15 protein-coding genes are annotated in these 18728 nt (G+C 59.6%); 11 read left to right on the forward strand and 4 right to left on the reverse strand.

The genetic code is table 11. The features are described from left to right. The first annotated feature begins 26 nt into the window (after nucleotides 1–26). Both KUV52_RS01315 and KUV52_RS01320 read left to right on the forward strand, forming a co-directional pair. A complete protein-coding gene (locus KUV52_RS01315; RefSeq protein ID WP_222524135.1) occupies nucleotides 27–593 on the forward strand; it encodes a sigma-70 family RNA polymerase sigma factor in 567 nt (188 codons plus the stop codon). Further along, complete coding sequence (locus tag KUV52_RS01320; RefSeq protein ID WP_222524136.1) at nucleotides 586–1287, forward strand: DUF3379 domain-containing protein; 702 nt, start codon at nucleotides 586–588, stop codon at nucleotides 1285–1287. The genes KUV52_RS01315 and KUV52_RS01320 overlap by 8 nt, the downstream gene beginning before the upstream one ends. 36 nt (nucleotides 1288–1323) lie before the next feature. Here the strand turns inward: KUV52_RS01320 and KUV52_RS01325 are convergent, their stop codons facing one another. Further along, nucleotides 1324–1788, reverse strand: coding sequence for a GNAT family N-acetyltransferase (locus tag KUV52_RS01325; RefSeq protein WP_222524137.1), 465 nt, complete (start codon nucleotides 1786–1788; stop codon nucleotides 1324–1326). 54 nt (nucleotides 1789–1842) lie between these two features. Here KUV52_RS01325 and putP point away from each other — a divergent pair, with 54 nt between their 5' ends. From putP to KUV52_RS01360, 7 genes are all read left to right on the forward strand, one after another. Continuing rightward, complete coding sequence (putP, locus tag KUV52_RS01330; protein WP_222524138.1) at nucleotides 1843–3285, forward strand: sodium/proline symporter PutP; 1443 nt, start codon at nucleotides 1843–1845, stop codon at nucleotides 3283–3285. A 211-nt stretch (nucleotides 3286–3496) separates the two neighbouring features. Further along, nucleotides 3497–4801 (forward strand): OmpP1/FadL family transporter, encoded by a 1305-nt coding sequence (locus KUV52_RS01335; RefSeq protein WP_222524139.1) that lies wholly within the window; start codon nucleotides 3497–3499, stop codon nucleotides 4799–4801. A 260-nt stretch (nucleotides 4802–5061) separates the two neighbouring features. Further along, nucleotides 5062–7635 (forward strand): efflux RND transporter permease subunit, encoded by a 2574-nt coding sequence (locus tag KUV52_RS01340; RefSeq protein ID WP_222524140.1) that lies wholly within the window; start codon nucleotides 5062–5064, stop codon nucleotides 7633–7635. Further along, nucleotides 7628–8440, forward strand: a complete 813-nt coding sequence (locus tag KUV52_RS01345; RefSeq protein WP_261389822.1) for an outer membrane lipoprotein-sorting protein — start codon at nucleotides 7628–7630, stop codon at nucleotides 8438–8440. Before KUV52_RS01340 ends, KUV52_RS01345 begins: the two co-directional genes overlap by 8 nt. Nucleotides 8441–8452: 12 nt before the next feature. Beyond that, complete coding sequence (locus KUV52_RS01350) at nucleotides 8453–9724, forward strand: hypothetical protein (protein WP_222524141.1); 1272 nt, start codon at nucleotides 8453–8455, stop codon at nucleotides 9722–9724. A gap of 20 nt (nucleotides 9725–9744) precedes the next feature. Continuing rightward, nucleotides 9745–9987, forward strand: coding sequence for a DUF2892 domain-containing protein (locus KUV52_RS01355; RefSeq protein WP_222524142.1), 243 nt, complete (start codon nucleotides 9745–9747; stop codon nucleotides 9985–9987). A gap of 11 nt (nucleotides 9988–9998) precedes the next feature. Next, on the forward strand, nucleotides 9999–10349 hold the full coding sequence (locus KUV52_RS01360) for a rhodanese-like domain-containing protein (protein WP_222524143.1): 351 nt from the start codon (nucleotides 9999–10001) through the stop codon (nucleotides 10347–10349). A gap of 48 nt (nucleotides 10350–10397) precedes the next feature. Here the strand turns inward: KUV52_RS01360 and rssA are convergent, their stop codons facing one another. Then, nucleotides 10398–11357 (reverse strand): patatin-like phospholipase RssA, encoded by a 960-nt coding sequence (rssA, locus tag KUV52_RS01365; RefSeq protein WP_222524144.1) that lies wholly within the window; start codon nucleotides 11355–11357, stop codon nucleotides 10398–10400. Nucleotides 11358–11665: 308 nt separating this feature from the next. Between rssA and KUV52_RS01370 the strand changes: the two genes are divergently transcribed. Then, a complete protein-coding gene (locus KUV52_RS01370) occupies nucleotides 11666–13222 on the forward strand; it encodes a SulP family inorganic anion transporter (protein WP_222524145.1) in 1557 nt (518 codons plus the stop codon). Nucleotides 13223–13710: 488 nt separating this feature from the next. Further along, a complete protein-coding gene (locus KUV52_RS01375; RefSeq protein ID WP_222524146.1) occupies nucleotides 13711–15528 on the forward strand; it encodes an SLC13 family permease in 1818 nt (605 codons plus the stop codon). Between the two features lie 70 nt (nucleotides 15529–15598). On the opposite strand, the gene flgL is transcribed toward KUV52_RS01375, so the two are convergent. After that, a complete protein-coding gene (gene flgL, locus KUV52_RS01380) occupies nucleotides 15599–16813 on the reverse strand; it encodes a flagellar hook-associated protein FlgL (protein WP_222524147.1) in 1215 nt (404 codons plus the stop codon). Between the two features lie 9 nt (nucleotides 16814–16822). Continuing rightward, complete coding sequence (gene flgK / locus KUV52_RS01385) at nucleotides 16823–18724, reverse strand: flagellar hook-associated protein FlgK (RefSeq protein ID WP_222524148.1); 1902 nt, start codon at nucleotides 18722–18724, stop codon at nucleotides 16823–16825. Nucleotides 18725–18728: the final 4 nt, after the last annotated feature.

Here is an 18728-nt window from a genome sequence, read left to right on the forward strand (position 1 = left end):
GGGTACCGCCTCCACAGGATGGAAAAATGTTGAACTGGCTTGGAAAGAAAAAAGCGTCTGATGCGGTCTCTAGGGACATGATCAGCAAACAACGACGCTATGAAACGCTGGTGCGCGCTTTGCACGGCGATCTCTACCGCTATGCCTACTGGCTTTGTCAGGACGCTCCGGTGGCGGAAGACCTGGTTCAGGAAACCTTTCTGCGTGCGTGGAAGGCGCTGGACTCGCTTAAGGACGACAAAGCGGCCAAAGCCTGGCTTATCACCATCCTGCGACGGGAGAATGCCCGCCGTTTCGAGCGCAAGCAGTTTGACCTTACCGACATTGAGCAGTGCCAGGTGGCCGACAACAACGTGCTCAGCCATGAGCAATTGGCGGACCACCAGATTCTGCGCAAGCAGATGGCCTTGCTCAATCCCGAGTATCGTGAACCGTTGATGCTGCAGGTGCTTTATGGGTTTACCGGTGATGAGATCGCCGAGATCCTGGAGCTCAATCGCAACACCGTCATGACCCGGCTGTTCCGGGCCCGTAACCAACTTCGGGACGCTCTGAGTCCCAGCCACGCTTCAAGGGGCCACAGCAATGGATGAATTGGAATTTCGGCGCCAAGCCTATGCCGATCCCAATGACAACAGCGAACCATTTCAGGCCGCCATGGGAGATGCCCCAGGGCGAGCCGATTTTGTCCAACAGCTTCAATCCATGGATCGGGAACTGGAGCAGGTACTGAAGATTCCGGTGCCGGATGATCTGGCCGACCGTCTGCTGCTCAAACAGAACCTGGCCGTCCATCAGACCCAGAAACGCCGTCATCGCTGGCAACTGGCCGCCGCCGCGTCCTTCGCTTTTGCGGTGGGGTTGTCGATGGCACTGTTTAACCAGGGCACGACCGATCTGGGTCAGCATGCGCTTGCCCATGTTGCCCATGAGGCAGGTTTTACCGACACGGTTGATGAAGCGGTGGACCTCAAAGTACTGAACACCAAGCTGGCCAGTTTTGGCGGTCGGTTCAGCGAACTTCCCGGCCAGGTGTACTACGCCAACTATTGTGACTTTGAGGGGATCCGCAGTCTGCACGTGGTGATGGGTTCGGATCAGGGCCGCGTCACCCTCTTTGTGATCCCACAGCAGAACGAGATGCCACTGCCCGCTCAGTTCGCCGATCAGCGTTATCACGGCATTGGTCAGGATCGAGCCGGAGTCCATCTGGCCATCGTCGGCGACAAGAACCAGGCTCTGGAGCCGGTACTGAAACGGGTAAAGGCGGACTACCAGCCGCTCTGAGCACCAATAAAAAAGCGGGCAATCAGCCCGCTTTTTTTATCTCTGACACACCATATCCAGGTGGAGGATCCCCCCATCATCGTAAGGTTCGGACGTACCGACAAAGCCAAACTGCTGGTAGTAAGGCTTTAGCGCAAGCTGAGCGGAGATCTTAACCGGGCGTCCGGGATACTGTGTTGCGGCATGATCCAGCCCCTCTCTGATCAGCCTGGGCCCCAAGCCGGTTCCCCGCGCTTCCGGAGCCAGCACAATGCGCCCCAGTTTGACCGGTCCATCCGCATCGGCCAGCAGACGCAGATAACCCACCAATCTGCCTTCAACCGTTGCCAATAGGTGCTCCGCCTCCTGGTCCCGGTTATCCAACTCTTCGTAGAGGCTGTTCTGCTCCAGCATAAACACCTGCTCCCGAAGACGCAGGATCTCATACAAGCGATGCCCATCTAACTGGTCAAAACGGCGCCACTCCTGCTGCGGCTCTGAATGCCATTTGTTGGTCAACATCACACTCCTCTGTTAGCATCGTTGCGATTTTTCGAAAAGCATCAGTGTATAACAATGATATCAACCGCAACCATGATCACCTTCTTTGCCTATCTCATCCTTTTGCTGGTGATAGGCACCCTGGCCTGGAAGGCCACGTCCACCTCCTCAGACTACATTCTGGGTGGCCGCAAGATGGGCCCCGCGGTCACCGCGCTGAGCGTGGGCGCTTCCGATATGTCTGGCTGGCTGCTTCTGGGTCTGCCGGGTGCCATCTACCTGTCTGGCCTTTCCGAAGCCTGGATCGGTGTGGGTCTGGTACTGGGCGCCTGGCTCAACTGGAGGCTGGTGGCCAAACGTCTGCGCATCTACACCGAGTTCACCAACGACTCTCTGACGTTGCCGGACTTCCTTGAGCGCCGCTTTGCCGACCCCGGTCTGCTGCGCCTGGTGGCCGCCACCACCACTTTGCTGTTCTTCATCTTCTACACCTCCTCCGGCATGGTCAGTGGCGCCATCCTGTTTGAGCAGGTGTTTGGGCTCGATTACACCACCGCGCTGCTGATTGGCGCGTCCATCATCGTCTCCTACACCTTTGTGGGCGGTTTCTTCGCGGTGAGCTGGACCGACTTTTTCCAGGGCATCCTGATGCTGATCGCCCTGCTGGTGGTGCCGATGGTGGTACTGGGTGGCGGCGATGCAGCCGGTGTTCCTGAGCTGGACCCCACCATGCTCACCATGCTGCCTGAGGGCACCACCCTGCTGGGCATCATCTCGCTGATGGCCTGGGGCCTGGGTTACTTTGGTCAGCCCCATATCCTGTCCCGCTTTATGGCGATCGGTCAGGTGAAGGATCTCCCCACTTCCCGCCGCATCTCTATCGGCTGGATGGTACTCTCTCTGATCGGCGCTCTGGCAACCGGCCTGGCCGGTGCGGTGCATTTTGCCGGCACCCCGCTAAGCAACCCGGAAACCGTTTTCATTGAACTGACCAAGGTGCTGTTCAACCCCTGGATCGCCGGGATGCTGATCGCCGCCATTCTCTCTGCCATCATGAGCACGATCGACTCCCAGTTGCTGGTGTGCTCCTCCGTGATGACCGAAGACTTCTACCGCAAGTGGATCCGTCCCGGCGCCAGTGAGAAGGAGTTGGTGTCCGTTGGTCGCATTACCGTACTGGCTGTTGCCGTCGTGGCAACTCTGATCGCCATGAACCCGGATTCCACCGTACTCGACCTGGTGGGTTACGCCTGGGCGGGCTTTGGTGCCGCATTTGGTCCGGTCATTCTGCTCTCCCTGTACTGGCGTGGCTACAGCCGACAGGGCGCCATTGCCACCATTCTGGTGGGCGCTGCTGTGGTGGTGATCTGGGACCTGCTCAGTGGTGGCATCTTTGATGTCTACGAGATCCTGCCAGGCTTTATCTTCGCCACCCTTGCCGGTGTGCTTGTCAGCAAGGTCATGCCGCCTAAAGCCGAAGTACTGAGTCAACACCAAGAGTTTGAGCAGAAGCTCTAAACCTGAACTAAACATAGGGCGCCTTTGGCGCCCTTTTTTGTTTACATTTCCCTTACATTTACAAAGCAGTTACCGTATTCTTTTGTGCCGTACGGCGCAAAATAGCGACATTTTCAACGATTTTGCCCTCTGGTCGGATATGTCAGAACTGTAACGACCCCTAGAATCTCGCCCAAATTATTATTCCAAACTGCCACCTACGAGATAGCAGATGAAAACGATGAACAAGACTTTGCTCGCCACTGCCGTTGCTCTGGCCAGCACCCAATCCCTGGCCGCCGGCTTCCAACTGAACAGCCAGTCCGCCACTGGTATCGGCCGCGCCTTCGCCGGTGACGCCGTAATCGCCGACAACGCTTCCGTACTGGCCCGTAACCCGGCTGCCATGGCGCTGTTCGACGCGCCCGCCTTCTCTGGCGGTCTGACCTACGCCGACGTCAGCATCGACATCAAGGACGTTAGCCATCAAGGTATTCTGGGCAACCCCGTAGATATGGGCGGCATCGATGACGCGGGCAGCGGTAAAGTAATCCCGAACATCTTCTACATCCACCCGCTGAACGACAAAGTGGCCGTCGGCTTTGCCGCCTTCTCCAACTTTGGTACCGGTACCGACAGCAGCAGCCTGCTCAAGGACAACCCTCTCTACGCGCCGTTTGACCTGATCGGCAACACCGAAGTGACCACCGTTAACTTCAACGCCAGCGTCTCCTACCGCATCAATGAGCACCTGAGCCTGGGTGCCGGTGTGGACATGATCTACGGCGAAGGCGCGCTAGACCGCTACATGGGTGCCACTCCACTGGTTGACGTAGAAGCCGACGGCATTGGCTTTGGCGGTATCCTGGGTGCCACCTATGAGATCAACGAGAACCATCGTTTTGGTCTGAGCTACCGCTTTAGCCCGGATGTGGTGGTTGAGGGTGATATCAACACCATCTCCCCGCAGTTTATCCCCGGTGTCGGCATTAAAAATGTTGCTACCAACTTTGAAGAGCTGGAAGTGCCGCTGGCTGACATCTTCCAGTTTGCCGGTTTCCATCAGTTGACCAACCAGTTTGCCCTGCACTACACCGCTCAGTGGACCCAGTGGAGCAACTTCCACCAGATCACGGCCAAAGACGGCACCGGTGTAATCGTGGACCTGCCGGACGCTCCGACCATCCCGGTGGGCGACGTAGCTCTGAAAGAGTACAAGTGGAAGGACTCCTGGTTCCTGAGCCTGGGTGGTACCTACAACGTGAACGACAAGTGGACCCTGCGCGCCGGTTACGCCTACGACCAGGGCGTTGTTGACGAGATCAGCTCCATCTCCATCCCGGATTCCGATCGTCAGTGGTTCACCGCTGGTGTGGGTTACAACCTGACTCCCAAGTCCACCATCGACTTCGGCTTCGCCTACATAATGGGTGAAGAGGTTGACCTGATCGAAAACAGCGCAGTTGTTGGTCCGGTTAACGCCACCACTGAGTCTGGCGCCATGTACTACTCCATCCAGTACAGCCACCAGTTCTGATAGAACCGGTTACGATATAGAAAGGGGCCTAATGGCCCCTTTTTTGCTGTCTTTTCTCCATCTCCTGCGGCAAATGGTCGCACTTTCTCATTAAGCCATTGCAGCTTTCCCTCACCTGTCCTGAAATTCAAAAGGGGCAGTTCGCCTGATGCCCCTCCAAACCGTCGCAGAATCTTAAATTAGATTTTTCTAATGGTTGAAAATTAGATTTTGCTAAAGTAGGATCGAACACACTGATAACCTGCCATCTTGGAGAGCACATGAAAGCCGGGTTGATCCGCTTCGCTACCGAGCGCCCCCGCACCGTCTATGCCCTCATCTGGGCACTGGTGCTGGCAACTGCCGCCCTGATCCCCAACATCCAGATCGATACCGATCCGGAGAATATGCTGCCGTCTGATGACCCGGCCCGGGTATTCCACAACCAGGTGAAATCCGACTTCGCGCTGTACGACAGCATGGTGGTGGGTGCAGTAGCCGAAAACGGCATCTTCAACCCCCAGTCCCTGGCCACGATGCACCAACTGACCGACGCCATCCTCAAACTGGAGCCGGTAGTGAAGGCGGACCTGATGGCGCTCTCCACCTCCGACAACATCACCCAGGAGGGGCCGGGCACCATCCGCTTTGAGTACCTGATGAAGGACGCGCCGCAGACCCAGGCCGCCTCAGAGGCGATTGGTGACGCGGTTGCACGCCTGCCGCTGCTGAACAACACCCTGGTCTCCGGCGACGGCAAAGCCGCCGCCATCTATGTGCCGCTCTACAACAAGGACGACAGCTACCAGGTGGCGGAATCGATTCGCGCCCTGATTGCCGAACTTGACCCTCAGGACACCTACTACCTGACCGGCCTGCCTGTAGCAGAGAACCAGTTCGGCCACGAGATGTTTGTGCAGATGGCGGTCTCCGCGCCGCTGGCCGGCGCGATGATCTTCGCCCTGATGTGGTTCTTCTTCCGCAGCATTCCGCTGGTGATTGCCCCGATGCTGGTGGCGATGGCCACGGTGATTGCCACCATGGGCACCCTGATCGGCATGGGCTACACGGTACACATCATGTCCTCCATGATCGCCATCTTCCTGATGCCGATTGCGGTGGTGGATTCGGTCCACATCATGAGCGACTTTACCGACCGCTACCGCGCCGGTAAGGACGCCAAAGCGGTCATCCGTGAAGTGATGGGCGACCTGTTCAATCCCATGCTGTTCACCTCCGTCACCTCTGCCGTGGGTTTCTACTCACTGATGCTGACCCCCATTCCGCCGGTTCAGGTCTTCGGTGCCTTTGTGGGCAGCGGCATCCTGCTGGCCTTTATCCTGAGCGTCCTGCTGGTGCCCGCCTACGTGGTGCGCATGAAGCCCGCCACCCTGGACAAGATGCAGGCCCGTCTCCATGGCCACGCTGAGCACAGTGGCCTGCTGGCGCGCTTCCTGCCCCGTGCTGGTCGCTTCAGCGTGCGTCAGGCCAAACCGATTGTGATTGTCGCCCTGCTTATCCTCGGCTTCTCTGCGGTGGGGATCAGCAAGATCCAGATCAACGACAACCCGGTGCGCTGGTTTAAGGCAGACCATGAAATTCGCATCGCCGACAAGGCGCTGAACGAGCACTTTGCCGGCACCTACGACGCGTATCTGGTGCTGACCGATGACCGCCCGCTTATCGACACCGAAACCAAGCGACAGCTGCAGGCCCTGTTGGCCAAGGCACTGCCCGGCGATGCCGAAGCGGAAGCGATGCTGAACCAGGCCGATGGCCAATCCCTCGCGTCGCTGCTGAGTCGCCTGGATGACGCCGCCTTTGACGCCGACAGCGACGCACAGATCGACGCGATTGACGCCCTGATGCCTAAGCTGGAAACGGTTACCGAGCAGAGCCGTCGCTTCCTCGACCCGGCCCTGCTGGCCTGGATGGCGGATCTGCAGGCAGACCTCAATGACAGCGGCCTGGTGGGCAAGTCCAACGCTCTGCCGGACATCGTCAAAACCGTAAACCGTGAACTGCACTCCGGTGAGGACAAGGACTTCGCCCTGCCTGACAGCGCCGCCGGTGTGGCTCAGACGCTGCTTCAGTTCCAGTCCTCTCACCGCCCGCAGGACCTCTGGCACTTTGTCAGCCGCGACTACCGCCAGGGGCTGATCTGGCTGCAGCTCACCTCAGGTGACAACCAGCATATGAACGGGGTGATTGCCCATGTGGACCAGTACCTGAGCCAGCACCCGCTGCCCCAGGGCCTGAGCGCCGACTGGGCCGGTAAAGCCTACATCAATGTGATCTGGCAGGACGCCATGGTGACCGGGATGATGGAGAGCCTGCTGAGCGCGTTCGTGGTGATTTTCATCATGATGAGCCTGCTGTTCCGCTCACCGCTTTACGGTCTGATTGCGATGCTGCCGCTGTCGCTGACCATCGCCTTTATCTACGGCCTGGTAGGCTGGCTGGGCAAAGATTACGACATGCCCATCGCGGTGCTCTCCGCCCTGGCGCTGGGCCTCTCCGTGGACTTTGCCATTCACTTCCTGGAGCGCACCCGCGCCATCCATAAGGAGACCGGCAGCGTCCGCCAGACCCTGGCCATGATGTTTGAGGAGCCTGCCCGGGCCATCAGTCGCAACGCCATCGTGATTGCGCTGGGCTTTACCCCGCTGCTGATGGCGCCGCTGGTACCCTACATCACCGTGGGTGTGCTGATGGCCTCCATTATGGCGGTCTCCGCCACGGTAACCCTGCTGCTGTTGCCCGCAGCCCTGAGCCTGTTTTCCCGCTGGACCCTGCCGGAGCCCAAAGCGCCCGAGACGTCCAGCCAACCGACAACCGGAGGTACCCATGCTTAAGTCCACGATGAAGGGACTGGGCACCGCCCTGATGGGCGCGCTCACTCTGTTCAGTGCCACCACTCTGAACGCTCGCGCCGACACCCTCAGCGCCGATCAGATCATCGACAAAGCCAACCTGGCGGCGTTCTACGCCGGTGAAGATGGCCGCAGCCAGGCCCGGATGAAGATCCTGGATGGCCAGGGTCGCGAACAGATCCGCCAGTTCACCATCCTGCGCCGCACCAAGGAGGTTGCCGGGGATCAGCAGATGCTGGTGTTCTTCTCCCGCCCCTCTGATGTTCGCGGCACCGTGTTCCGGGTAGAAAAGAAAGTGGCCAGCGACGATGACCGCTGGCTCTACCTGCCGGGTCTGGACCTGCTGCGCCGCATCAGTGCCGGTGACAAGCGCACCTCCTTTGTAGGCAGCCACTTCTTCTACGAAGACGTGTCCGGCCGTAACCCCCGTGAGGACAACTTCACTCTGGTGGAGGAGACGCCGGAGCAGTACGTGATCGACGGTGTGCCGAAGGCCCCGGGCAGCGTTGAGTTTGCCCGCTACCGGGTCTGGATCGACAAAGCCACCTTCCTGCCGGTGAAAACCGAGTACCAGGATGGTCAGGGCAATGTGTATCGCCGCATCAGCGTAGCCAAGGTGGAGACCATCGGTGGTCACCCCACCGTCACCCGCTCCATGGTGGAAGACCTCCGTGGCGGCGGCAGCACCCTGATGGAGTTCCGCGGTGTGGAGTACGACATCGGCCTGCCGGAGTCAATCTTCAGTGAGCGCAGCATGCGCACACCGCCCACCCAGTACCTGCGCTGATTTGGAGGATCCATGAGTCGTATTGCGCTGTCCCTGCTCACCCTGACTCTGCTGCCCGGCGCCTGGGCCGCTGAGGACCCCTGGGGCGATGACTGGGGGGATGACTGGAGCGAGGAGACCGTCTCCCCCTGGCAGCCCGTCAGTGGCTTTATCGAGGGTGCGGCGGGTGCCCGCCTGCAGTCTGATGGCGCAGGCCTGCCCCGCCAGACGCTGGGGGAAGCCCGTGCCCGGGTGGAAACCGGTTACCGTAGCGAACAGTTGAGCGGCGACCTTCGGGCTGACCTGCGCTACGACGATGTGGTGGAGGGGTGGGAACTGGATGTCCGCGAGCTCTCCGTCAGCTTTGCGCTGGGGAACCATGTCGATATGAAGGTGGGCCGTCAGGTGCTGACCTGGGGCACCGGCGACTTCCTGTTCCTTAACGACCTGTTTCCCAAGGATTGGCAGGCGTTCTTTACCGGACTGGATGATGAGTATCTCAAAGCGCCGGTGAACGCGGTCAAAGCCAGTTACTTCAGCCAGTACGCCAACCTGGATCTGGCCTGGATCCCACGATTCGAGAGCGACAACTACCTTAATGGAGAGAGGCTGAGTTTTTATAACCCGGTTGTGGGCGCGCCGGTGGCCCCCGGGTTTGAAGCGGATGAGCCCAGCGACGATTCCCTCGCCGCCCGACTCTTCGGCCAGCGAGGCAGCGTGGAGTGGGCGCTCTACGGCTACTGGGGTTATACCGGTACGCCGGAAGCGATGGACTCTCAGGGCCAACCCAGCTTCTCCCGCCTGAACGCCTATGGCGCCAGCATGATGCTGCCGCTGGGCCCGGGCCTGTTCAACCTGGAGGGGGTGTACCAGGATATCCAGCCGCAACAGGGCGGCACGCCGGGGCAGCCCGCGGACAAGATGATGCTGCTGGCTGGCTACCAGATGGAACTGGTCACCAACCTGACTTTGGGGCTGCAATACCAGCTGGAACACCTGCTGGATTACAGCGCTTACCGGGCGGCACAGCCGCTGCCGGAATATGCCATGGAGCAGAACCGTCATCTGATGACGGTACGGCTGGATTACCGGGCGATGCAGGAGAAGCTGACCCTTTCCCTGTTCAGCTTCTACAGCCCGTCGGACCAGGATTACTACTTGCGTCCCCAGGCCAGCTACCGGATGGATGACAACTGGAGTTTTGCGGCTGGCTTCAACCTGTTGGGAGGCCAGGAGGATCACACCTTCTTTGGCCGCCTGAGTGACAATACTAATGGCTGGGTGCGGGTGCGCTACAGCTACTGAACGAGAAAATGGAGGTTTTTATGTCTAACTCAAGCTTCTGCACCACGCCGCGCACCACGGAACGTGCCCTGTTTGCCTTTGCAGGCTTTATGGTGCTGATTTCCGTTGCCCTGACCGTATGGGTTCATCCCGCTTTTGTGTGGCTGACCGTATTCGTCGGCGCCAATTTGTTCCAAAATGCCTTTACTGGCTTTTGCCCCGCCACCATGGTGATGCGCAAGCTGGGAATGAAGTCGGAAAGTGAATCCGTGACCCAGAAGTAAGGAACAGAGTGATGAAAAAGTGGTTGGCTGGCCTCGTGTTGGCTATCGGTGTACAGGGCGCTGTCATGGCATCCGAGCGGGCGGAAACCGCCTGGCAATGGGTCGATGAAGGCGCTGTGCTGGTGGATGTACGCACCACGGAGGAGTTCGCTGCCGGACACCTGCCGGGTGCCATCAATATCCCGCTGGACCAACTGCCAAGTCGTCTCGCTGAGCTGGGTGAGCCCGGCGCAGAGACCATCGTGGTCTACTGCCGCAGTGGCAACCGCTCAGGACAGGCACTGGGATGGCTCAACCGCCAGGGCTACGAAAAGGTCCACAATGGCGGTGGCCTGGAGGAGATGCGGCAAAGCCGCCAGTAATCCTCCACCCCAGAAAACAACACCGCCATTATGGCGGTGTTGTTGTTTCTAGTGGCCGTTGCGGGCCTTGGTCATGCGGTCTATCTCCGCCTCAATCTGGTTCTGCACCTTCATCACGGCCGCCTCTCCGGCGTCGATCGCCTCCTCGGCCCGCTGGAACTCCATCGTACCGATGGCGCCGACGTGGGGCAGTACCATCACTTCCGGCGGGTCTCCCATCAGACGGGCCCGCTTATGGCGCTGCTCCAGGATCTCCATCGACTGGTGCATCACCGCCAGCATATTGGGGTGAGGCTGGTTGTGGTTATTGGGCGTTACGCTGTCCACCACCCGGTTGAGCAGTTCCCGCCCGGACACCAACAGGTCCATAAAGCCGTTGCTCGCCTTCTGCCGCTCAACCTGAGCCTCGCTGACCGGCGTGGCCATATTGACCACCTCGGCAACGTGCTGCCGTCCGTCACCATGCAGGTCGACGGCAATCACCAGGTCAGCGCCCAGGGTTCGACAGGGGGAGACCGGCACCGGGTTCACCACCGCGCCGTCCACCAGCCAGCGGTTACCCAGATGCTTGGGCGACATCAGTCCGGGGATGGAGCAGGAAGCGCGCACCACGTCGGACAGTTTGCCCTCATCCAGCCACACCTCCTGACCGGTGTAGAGGTCGGTAGCCACCGCCAGAAAGGGGCGCTTTACCTCACTGATGTCGGAAAGGTCGATCGCCTTACTGGCGGCCTCAAACACCTTCTCCCCCTCAATCAGCCCACCGCGCCGCCAGGAGAGATCCATCAGTCCCATCACATCCCAGGTAGAGAAACTGCGAACCCACTCCTCCAGCTCATCCAGGCGGTCAGCCGCATAGGCCGCACCGACAAAGGCACCGATGGAACAACCCGCCACCACCTCAGGGTGAACGTCCATTTTGGCCAATCCACGCAGCACACCGATGTGGGCCCAACCTTTTGCGGCGCCACTGCCCAGTGCCACCCCGATTTTGAGCTTATGACTCATTCACAGACTCCCGGAAATTTCAGCTGGCTCTATCCTAGCGCTCAGGCACCGAACCACTCCAGCATCTCTTGGTTCTCTCTTCAGTTTTCGTTCACCAGGTCGCTTATTTATTAGCAGTGAAACGCTGGGACACTCCCAACCGACTTCCTGACCCCAGTGCGATATTTGGTCTTTCACCACGCGGGCTCCCGGCCCGCGATTTTTTTTTGTGAAAGGCCCCTCTCGGGCATCCCACTTTGACATCCTGTCGCTCGGCTGTTAGTTTTCGCGCCTTTTGACAACCTTTTCGCTACAGGGATCCCCACCCGATGTTTGAACTTCGCAGTAATCCCCAAGCCAGCATCAAAGCCGACCTGCTCTCCGGCCTGACCGTTGCACTGGCTCTGGTCCCCGAAGCTGTCGCCTTCGCCTTTGTGGCGGGCGTTGAGCCGATGGTCGGTCTCTATGCTGCCTTTATGGTTGGCCTGATCACCGCACTGATTGGTGGTCGCCCGGGCATGATCTCCGGAGCCACCGGCGCTCTCGCTGTGGTAATGGTAGCCCTGGTGGCCCAGCACGGCGTTCAGTACCTGTTTGCCACCGTCGTTCTGATGGGGATACTGCAGATCCTCGCTGGCGCGTTAAAACTGGGGAAATTTATCCGCCTGGTGCCCCATCCGGTGATGCTGGGCTTTGTAAATGGTCTGGCTATCGTGATCTTCCTGGCCCAGCTTGGCCAGTTTAAAGAGGTGGACGACGCAGGCCAGCTGGTATGGATGCAGGGCGGGGCCCTCTTTACCATGCTCGCTCTGGTAGCCCTGACCATGGCGATCATCCACTTCCTGCCTAAACTGACCCGTGCCATCCCCTCCTCCCTCGCCGCCATTCTGGTGGTCACCGGGCTGGTGCACGGTTTGGGCATGGATACCGCCACCGTGGTGGACTTCGTCCGCAGCATGACCGGCAACGCCGAAGCCACCCTGAAAGGCACCCTGCCCACCTTCGCTGTGCCGATGGTACCGCTGAACTGGGAAACCCTGACCATCATCTTCCCCTACGCGCTGGTGCTGGCTGCCATCGGTCTGATTGAGTCCCTGCTGACCCTGACCCTGGTGGACGAACTGACCCAGACCCGTGGCCAGGGCAACCGCGAGTGTGTTGGCCAGGGCGTGGCCAACGTGGCCACCGGCTTCTTTGGCGGCATGGGCGGTTGCGCCATGATTGGCCAGAGCATGATCAACATTAACTCCGGCGGTCGCTCCCGTCTGTCCGGCGCCTCTGCCGCGCTGTTCCTGCTGGGCTTTATCCTGTTCGGCGCCCACCTGATCGAGATGATTCCGGTGGCGGCTCTGGTGGGCGTGATGTTTATGGTGGTACTGGGTACCTTCGAATGGTCCAGCTTCCGCATCATGAGCAAAGTACCCAAGGCGGACGCCCTGGTGATTGTGCTGGTGTCCGGTGTGACCGTGATTACCGACCTGGCCGTGGCCGTAATGGTGGGTGTGATTGTCTCCGCGCTGCGCTTTGCCTGGGACCACGCCACCCATATGACCGCCAAAACCGACATCGACGAGCAGGGCTGGAAGGTGTACCAGCCGCAAGGCCCGCTGTTCTTCGCCTCCGTCACCAGCTTCCTGGACCTGTTTGACGCCAAGAACGACCCCCAGGACGTGGTGGTGGACTTTGGTGACTCCCGCGTGGCCGACCACTCCGCTCTGGAAGCGATCGACACCCTGGCGGAGCGTTACCTGCGTGAGGGCAAAACCCTGCACCTGCGCCACCTGAGCCCGGAGTGCCGCCAGCTGTTGGCCAAAGCCGGTGACCTGGTGGAAGTGAACGTGCTGGAAGACCCCACCTACAAAGTGGCTACCGACGAGCTGGGCTAAGTCCAGACTCGCATCCAACAAAAACGGGACCTTAGGGTCCCGTTTTTTTCTCTCTCAGCCTGATAGTGGAAGGCGGCTATCGCCCCTTGCCCATCGATGGGTTTTACGATGCTTCACCCGTTGCGTTCGTTTGTCGCCCGAATCTCCCTGCTTTCCGTGGGCCACAGGCCCACGCTGTGCGGAGCACTCCCTTTCCCTGCCGTAGCGTGCCGCCTGTGGCCCACGAACCGTAGGTAAAAAAGAGCGTAATTGGCCACTGAGCGGTGGGCTGCTCATAGGGTGGGTTTCCAGTTTAGGCTCGTTCGTTTGTCGCCCGAATCTCCCTGCTTTCCGTGGGCCACGGGCCCACGTTACGCGGAACTTTCCCTCTTCGGCTCAGGACGTTTGTTCTGCCGCAGCGTGCCAATGATAAAGGGCCGTTCGACCGTTCATGCTGGTATCCCCGGTGCCATACTCAATCCATCACGGAATTCACGCTCAAGGACGCTATGCCTGAACATCTTCTGGTCATTACCGTCGTTGCCTGCATCATTTTCATGTTCCTCTTCAGCAACCTCCGACACGATGTCGTGGCCCTGATCGGATTGATGAGCTGTGTGCTATTCGGTTTGGTCCCCGAAACGCAGGTGTTCAACGGCTTTTCCCATCCGGCGGTAATTACGGTCGCGGGCGTGCTTATCATCAGTGCCGGATTGCAGTCCAGTGGCGTACTGAACCTGCTGGCGAATCGACTTTTGCCCAAGCAGGCAGGGCCAATCGTGTCTCTGAGCATTCTGTGCCTGATTGGTGCCTTTATATCGGCTTTTATGAACAACGTAGGGGCAATGGCGTTATTAATGCCGTTGGCGATCTCGGTGGCAAACAAGTCAGATATGGCGCCAGGAAAGCTGCTCATGCCCCTCTCTTTCTGCACCATCCTTGGCGGGATGATCACGCTGATCGGCACGCCACCAAACCTGATTGTCTCCGGGTTCCGTAATGATGTGAATCAGGCGTCCTTCCAACTGTTTGATTTTGCCCCCGTTGGCGGTGCCGTTGCACTGGCAGGTGTGGCCTTTGTTGTCCTGGTGGGGTGGCGGCTTGTCCCTCATCGTGCCGCCAAACTGGGACAGGATTTCGAAAGTGGCAGTTACCTGACGGAGGTTGCCGTCGGTGAAGGCAGCCCCTCCATTGGAAAGTCGTTAACCCAGCTGGAGAAGCTGCTGGAACAGGAAGGAATCGATGGTCAGTTGGTCGCATTGCACCGGGGTAATCTGAAGCTCAGCCCGGCGCTGCCCTGGAGACAGGTGGCACAAGGGGATACGGTATTGCTCGAGTTGGAGCCCCAGGACCTAAGCAATGCCTTGTCTCTGCTTGGAATGACGCTCCCCTCTCCCGAAGCTGATGCTGATACTGATGCCAAAACCATTGAGCCGGACACTGAGGATAATGGTGAGAAGCTTAAGGAGATCACCTATCAGGAATACGTTGTCATGCCCAATTCGCCTCTGCTTGGGCGCTCCGCTTTGGATATCGGCCTGAGCACCCGCTTTGGTCTGACCCTGATGGCCATATCCCGACAGGGACAACACAGTATCCATCGACTGAAAACGACCCCCTTAAAAACCGGAGACCTGCTATTGCTGCAAGGTGATAAAGGGGCACAGAACACCTTCGCCAGTGGCTACCGATGTTTGCCTCTGGCACAACGGGATCTGGCGTTATACGACACCAGCAAAGCCTTACTGGCGATCCTCATTCTGGCTGGTGTGCTGCTGCTCAGTGGCATCGGCTTTATGACTTCTGCCAGTGCGTTTGTTCTTGGCGTGGTGCTGTTCCTTCTGGCTGGCATCATTCCGACGGGGCAGGTCTATAACGCCGTCGATTGGCCGGTCATCGTGCTCCTTGGTGCCATGATGCCCGTTGCCGAAGCGATGTCGAGTACAGGCACCGCCAGTTGGATTGCTCAGATGGGACTTGGCCTTTTTGACGCCGAACAACCTGAGCTGGTCCTGGCCTTGGTGATTGTGCTTACCATGACCTTGTCGGACTTTATGAACAATGCCGCCACCGCAGCCTTGATGTGCCCGATTGCCAGCAGTCTGGCGGCGCAGTTGGGTGTCAGTACCGACACCTTTCTGATGGCGGTGGCCGTTGGGGCCTCCTGCTCCTTCCTTACCCCCATAGGGCATCAAAACAACACCCTGATACTGGGGCCGGGCGGCTTTCGCTTTGGTGACTACTGGCGCTTGGGACTGCCGATGGAACTGCTGGTATTGGCCGTTTCTCTGCCCATGTTGCTTCTCGTTTGGCCGCTGACACCCTGACTTTTTCAGGCGCCAGATACCATAACGCCCGGCTTAAACCGGGCGTTGTCTATGAGTAAGTCAGCACAGCTCAGATGTAATTAAACAGGCTCAGGCCACTGACCTTACCAAAGGTCTGGGAGACGGCACTCATCGCCATCGACTGCTTCTCAAAGTCGGAGATCGCTTTGGCGTAGTCGAGGTCCTCCAGAGTGGACTGGGCAGACGCCGCCACCAACTCCAGGTTTTCGTGCTGCGCCTGATAGGTGTCCAGCGACTTCAGATAGTTGCCGGTTTCCGCCCGAATCACCGACGCGTGGGTCATGGTCTCCCCCATGTCCGCCAGCGCCTGAGCGTACTGAGCCTGAGCGGCGTTACCAATCAAGCCTGCGGGGGTCTCCAGCATACCGATCACGTCATTCAGGGTGCTGAAGATGTCCACTTCAGACTGGCCTGACAGGGTCACGCTGTCGCCAATCTCCGGGTGACCGGACAGCTGCACCTCCATGCCGTTAAAGCTCAGGGGCACGGTGGCATCAAAGGGCTGAGAGGGCAGCAGCGTATTGGGCGGCGTGGCGTCATCCACCACCTGCACATTGACATTTCCTGCCCCGTCATCGACAAACTGGATGCTGAAATCCCCGGCGGTGTGGGCGCCGGGATTCACCACCTCGGCCTTCTCCACAAACCACTCGCCGGTCATGGTGGCGTTGGCGTAATCCGCCCGGTAATCACCGCTGGCATTGGGAACCGACATAAAGATGCGATCCCCCGCTTCGTTCACCGGAATGTTAATCCCATCCGCCACCACCGCCTCACGGCGACCGCTGTCCCCCTGATAGCTGACGTTGCCGTTGGCGTCCTCGATAAAGGGCTTGGTGCTGGTCTGGTAGCCGCCGAACAGGAAGTTGCCGGACTCATCCTGGTTGTTGGCCAGCGCCAGGATCGCCTTGCGGGTCTCCCGAAGATCCTGTGCCAGCGCACCCTTGTTCTCATCGGACAGGGCACCGTCGTTACCCTGAACAATCAGGTCACGGCTGTTCATGATGAGGTTTTCATACTCACCCAACCGCCCCTCCTGCTGGGACAGGCGGTTGTTGGCCAGGTTGATGTTGGCCTTGTACTGGCTGATCTGCTGGTTCTGCTGCTTCAGGTTCTCCAGCACGATGGAGGCCACCGGATCATCCGCCGCCGTGTGGATCTTCTTGCCGGAGGAGAGGTGCTGAAGCGTGCCGTTGGTGTCCGACTGCAGGCGCAGCAGATTGGTGGTGTTCAGGTTATAGAACTGGTTAGTGGCGATGCGCATACGCTCTCCTTATCGAACCGCCGCAAACAGCGTGTCGAAGGTTTCCTTGGCCACGGTCATGATCCGTGCCGACGCCTGGTACGCCTGCTGAAAGCGCATCAGGTTGGCCGCTTCCTCATCCAGGTTGACCCCGGACTCCGACGCCACGCGCTCGGTGGCCTGCATCTTGACGGTCTCCGCCGAGTCCAGTGCCACCTCAGCAGCGCGGGTCTGTCCACCGACGCTGGTGGTGATCCCCTCGTAAACGTCGGTCATGGTGGCGTTACCGCCTCCCATGATCTTGGCGGTGGCCAGCCCGGCCATATTGACCGCATTGCGGTTGTCGCCCGGGCCGAAACTGATGTCGAGGCTGAACTGGTCACCATCGGCCACCGCCGGGTCCAGCGCCAGGGTAAAGCCCAGGGTGCTGATCTGGTTGTTGCTGATGGTGCCGGTGGAAAGGGCGTTGCCCTGACTGTCGGTGACACTGAAAGTGCCTGCGGTCATGTCCACCTGCACCGTCATCAGGGTGCCGTTAGCGGGCAGCGTCGGGTCGGTGCGGTCCACCGCCACCAGACGGGCCTCGCCATTGCCGGAGAGGGTTTCCAGCCCATAACCGGCCGCCGCCAGGCCACGGGGGTTGTCCATCACCACATCGATGCTGGCCGCCGCGCCCGCAGACGGGGTCAGGGTCCACTTGTCGCCCGCCGCCGGGGCACCCGGGCCAAGCCGCACGGAAAAGCCATCAGGGCCAATCAGGCGAGTGGCGTCATTGGGGTCCGCAGTGAGGGTGGTGGTGGCGCCATACTGGTCTGTGACCTGATAGTTGGTGCCATCAAAACTCATGTCGTAGCGACCGCCGGTCAGGGCGCTGGTGTCGTCAATCTCCACCCCCAGTGCCTGGGTGCCGCCGTTGTTGCCATACACCGCCACGCGACCGATGGTCATATTGGGGTCGTTGATGTCGCTGAAGAGGTTCTGACCGACATTGCCGTCCAGATCGAACCCCGACGCCTGGGACTGATTAAAAGCGTCAGCCACGCCAAGGGCCATTACCCCCAGCTTCTGAATCGCACCGGCCAGATCCTGGTCGCGGTAATCCATCAGCGCCTGCATCTCACCGCCCACCGCGCTGGTGCCCAGAATCACGGTCTGGTTGCCGCTGGTGCCGGTCAGGCGGGTTTCGTGAGTAATAGGATCGCCAGAGGTCATCCCCAACTGCATCGGGGTTTCCCCGGCCACCAGCATAATGGAGCCGCCCGCCATGACGCTCTTCACCCCGAAGTCCTGGGGGATCACGTTGACCTGCACGTACTCGGACAGTTCGTTGATCAGACGGTCCTGCTGGTCCAGCAGTTGCAGATCCTGTCCGCCCACCTTCTGCAGTTGCTGATTGATGTCCGCCAGCTCCGAGGTGATGGCATTCACCCGGTCCACCACGCCGTTGAGCTGTTGGTTAACCTGCCGGATCTGCCCTTCCAGCTCCTGCCCCAGCGAGTTGAACGCGGCGGTCAGCTGGCCGGCACTGGTCAGCAGGTTTTCCCGCACACCAAGGTCGGAGGGCATATCCACCAGGTTGTTGACGTTCTCAAACAGGGTATTAAGAGAATTGGGAACCGCCTTGCCAACGATGGAGAACAGCTGGTCCAGCTCCGACATCTTGCCGTAGCGGGTTTCCGCCTGGCTGTGCTGACTGATGGAGAGGGAGAGCTCCCGCTGGGCGTAGTCGTTGTAGATCCGTTTGACGTCCGCCACGTAGGTGCCGGTACCCAGAAAGTAGCCGGCCAGGTAGGTGGATTCGGAGGTACGCTGCTCCGCCACCTGACGGTTGTACCCCTCGGTACCCACGTTGGCGATGTTGTTACTGGTCACCCCCATCTGTTTCTGGGCGGCGAGTACTCCGGAGCGGGCAATGCTCATCAAGTCGGCCATGGGA

Source organism: Ferrimonas balearica (assembly GCF_019802055.1).
Lineage (GTDB): Bacteria > Pseudomonadota > Gammaproteobacteria > Enterobacterales > Shewanellaceae > Ferrimonas > Ferrimonas balearica_A.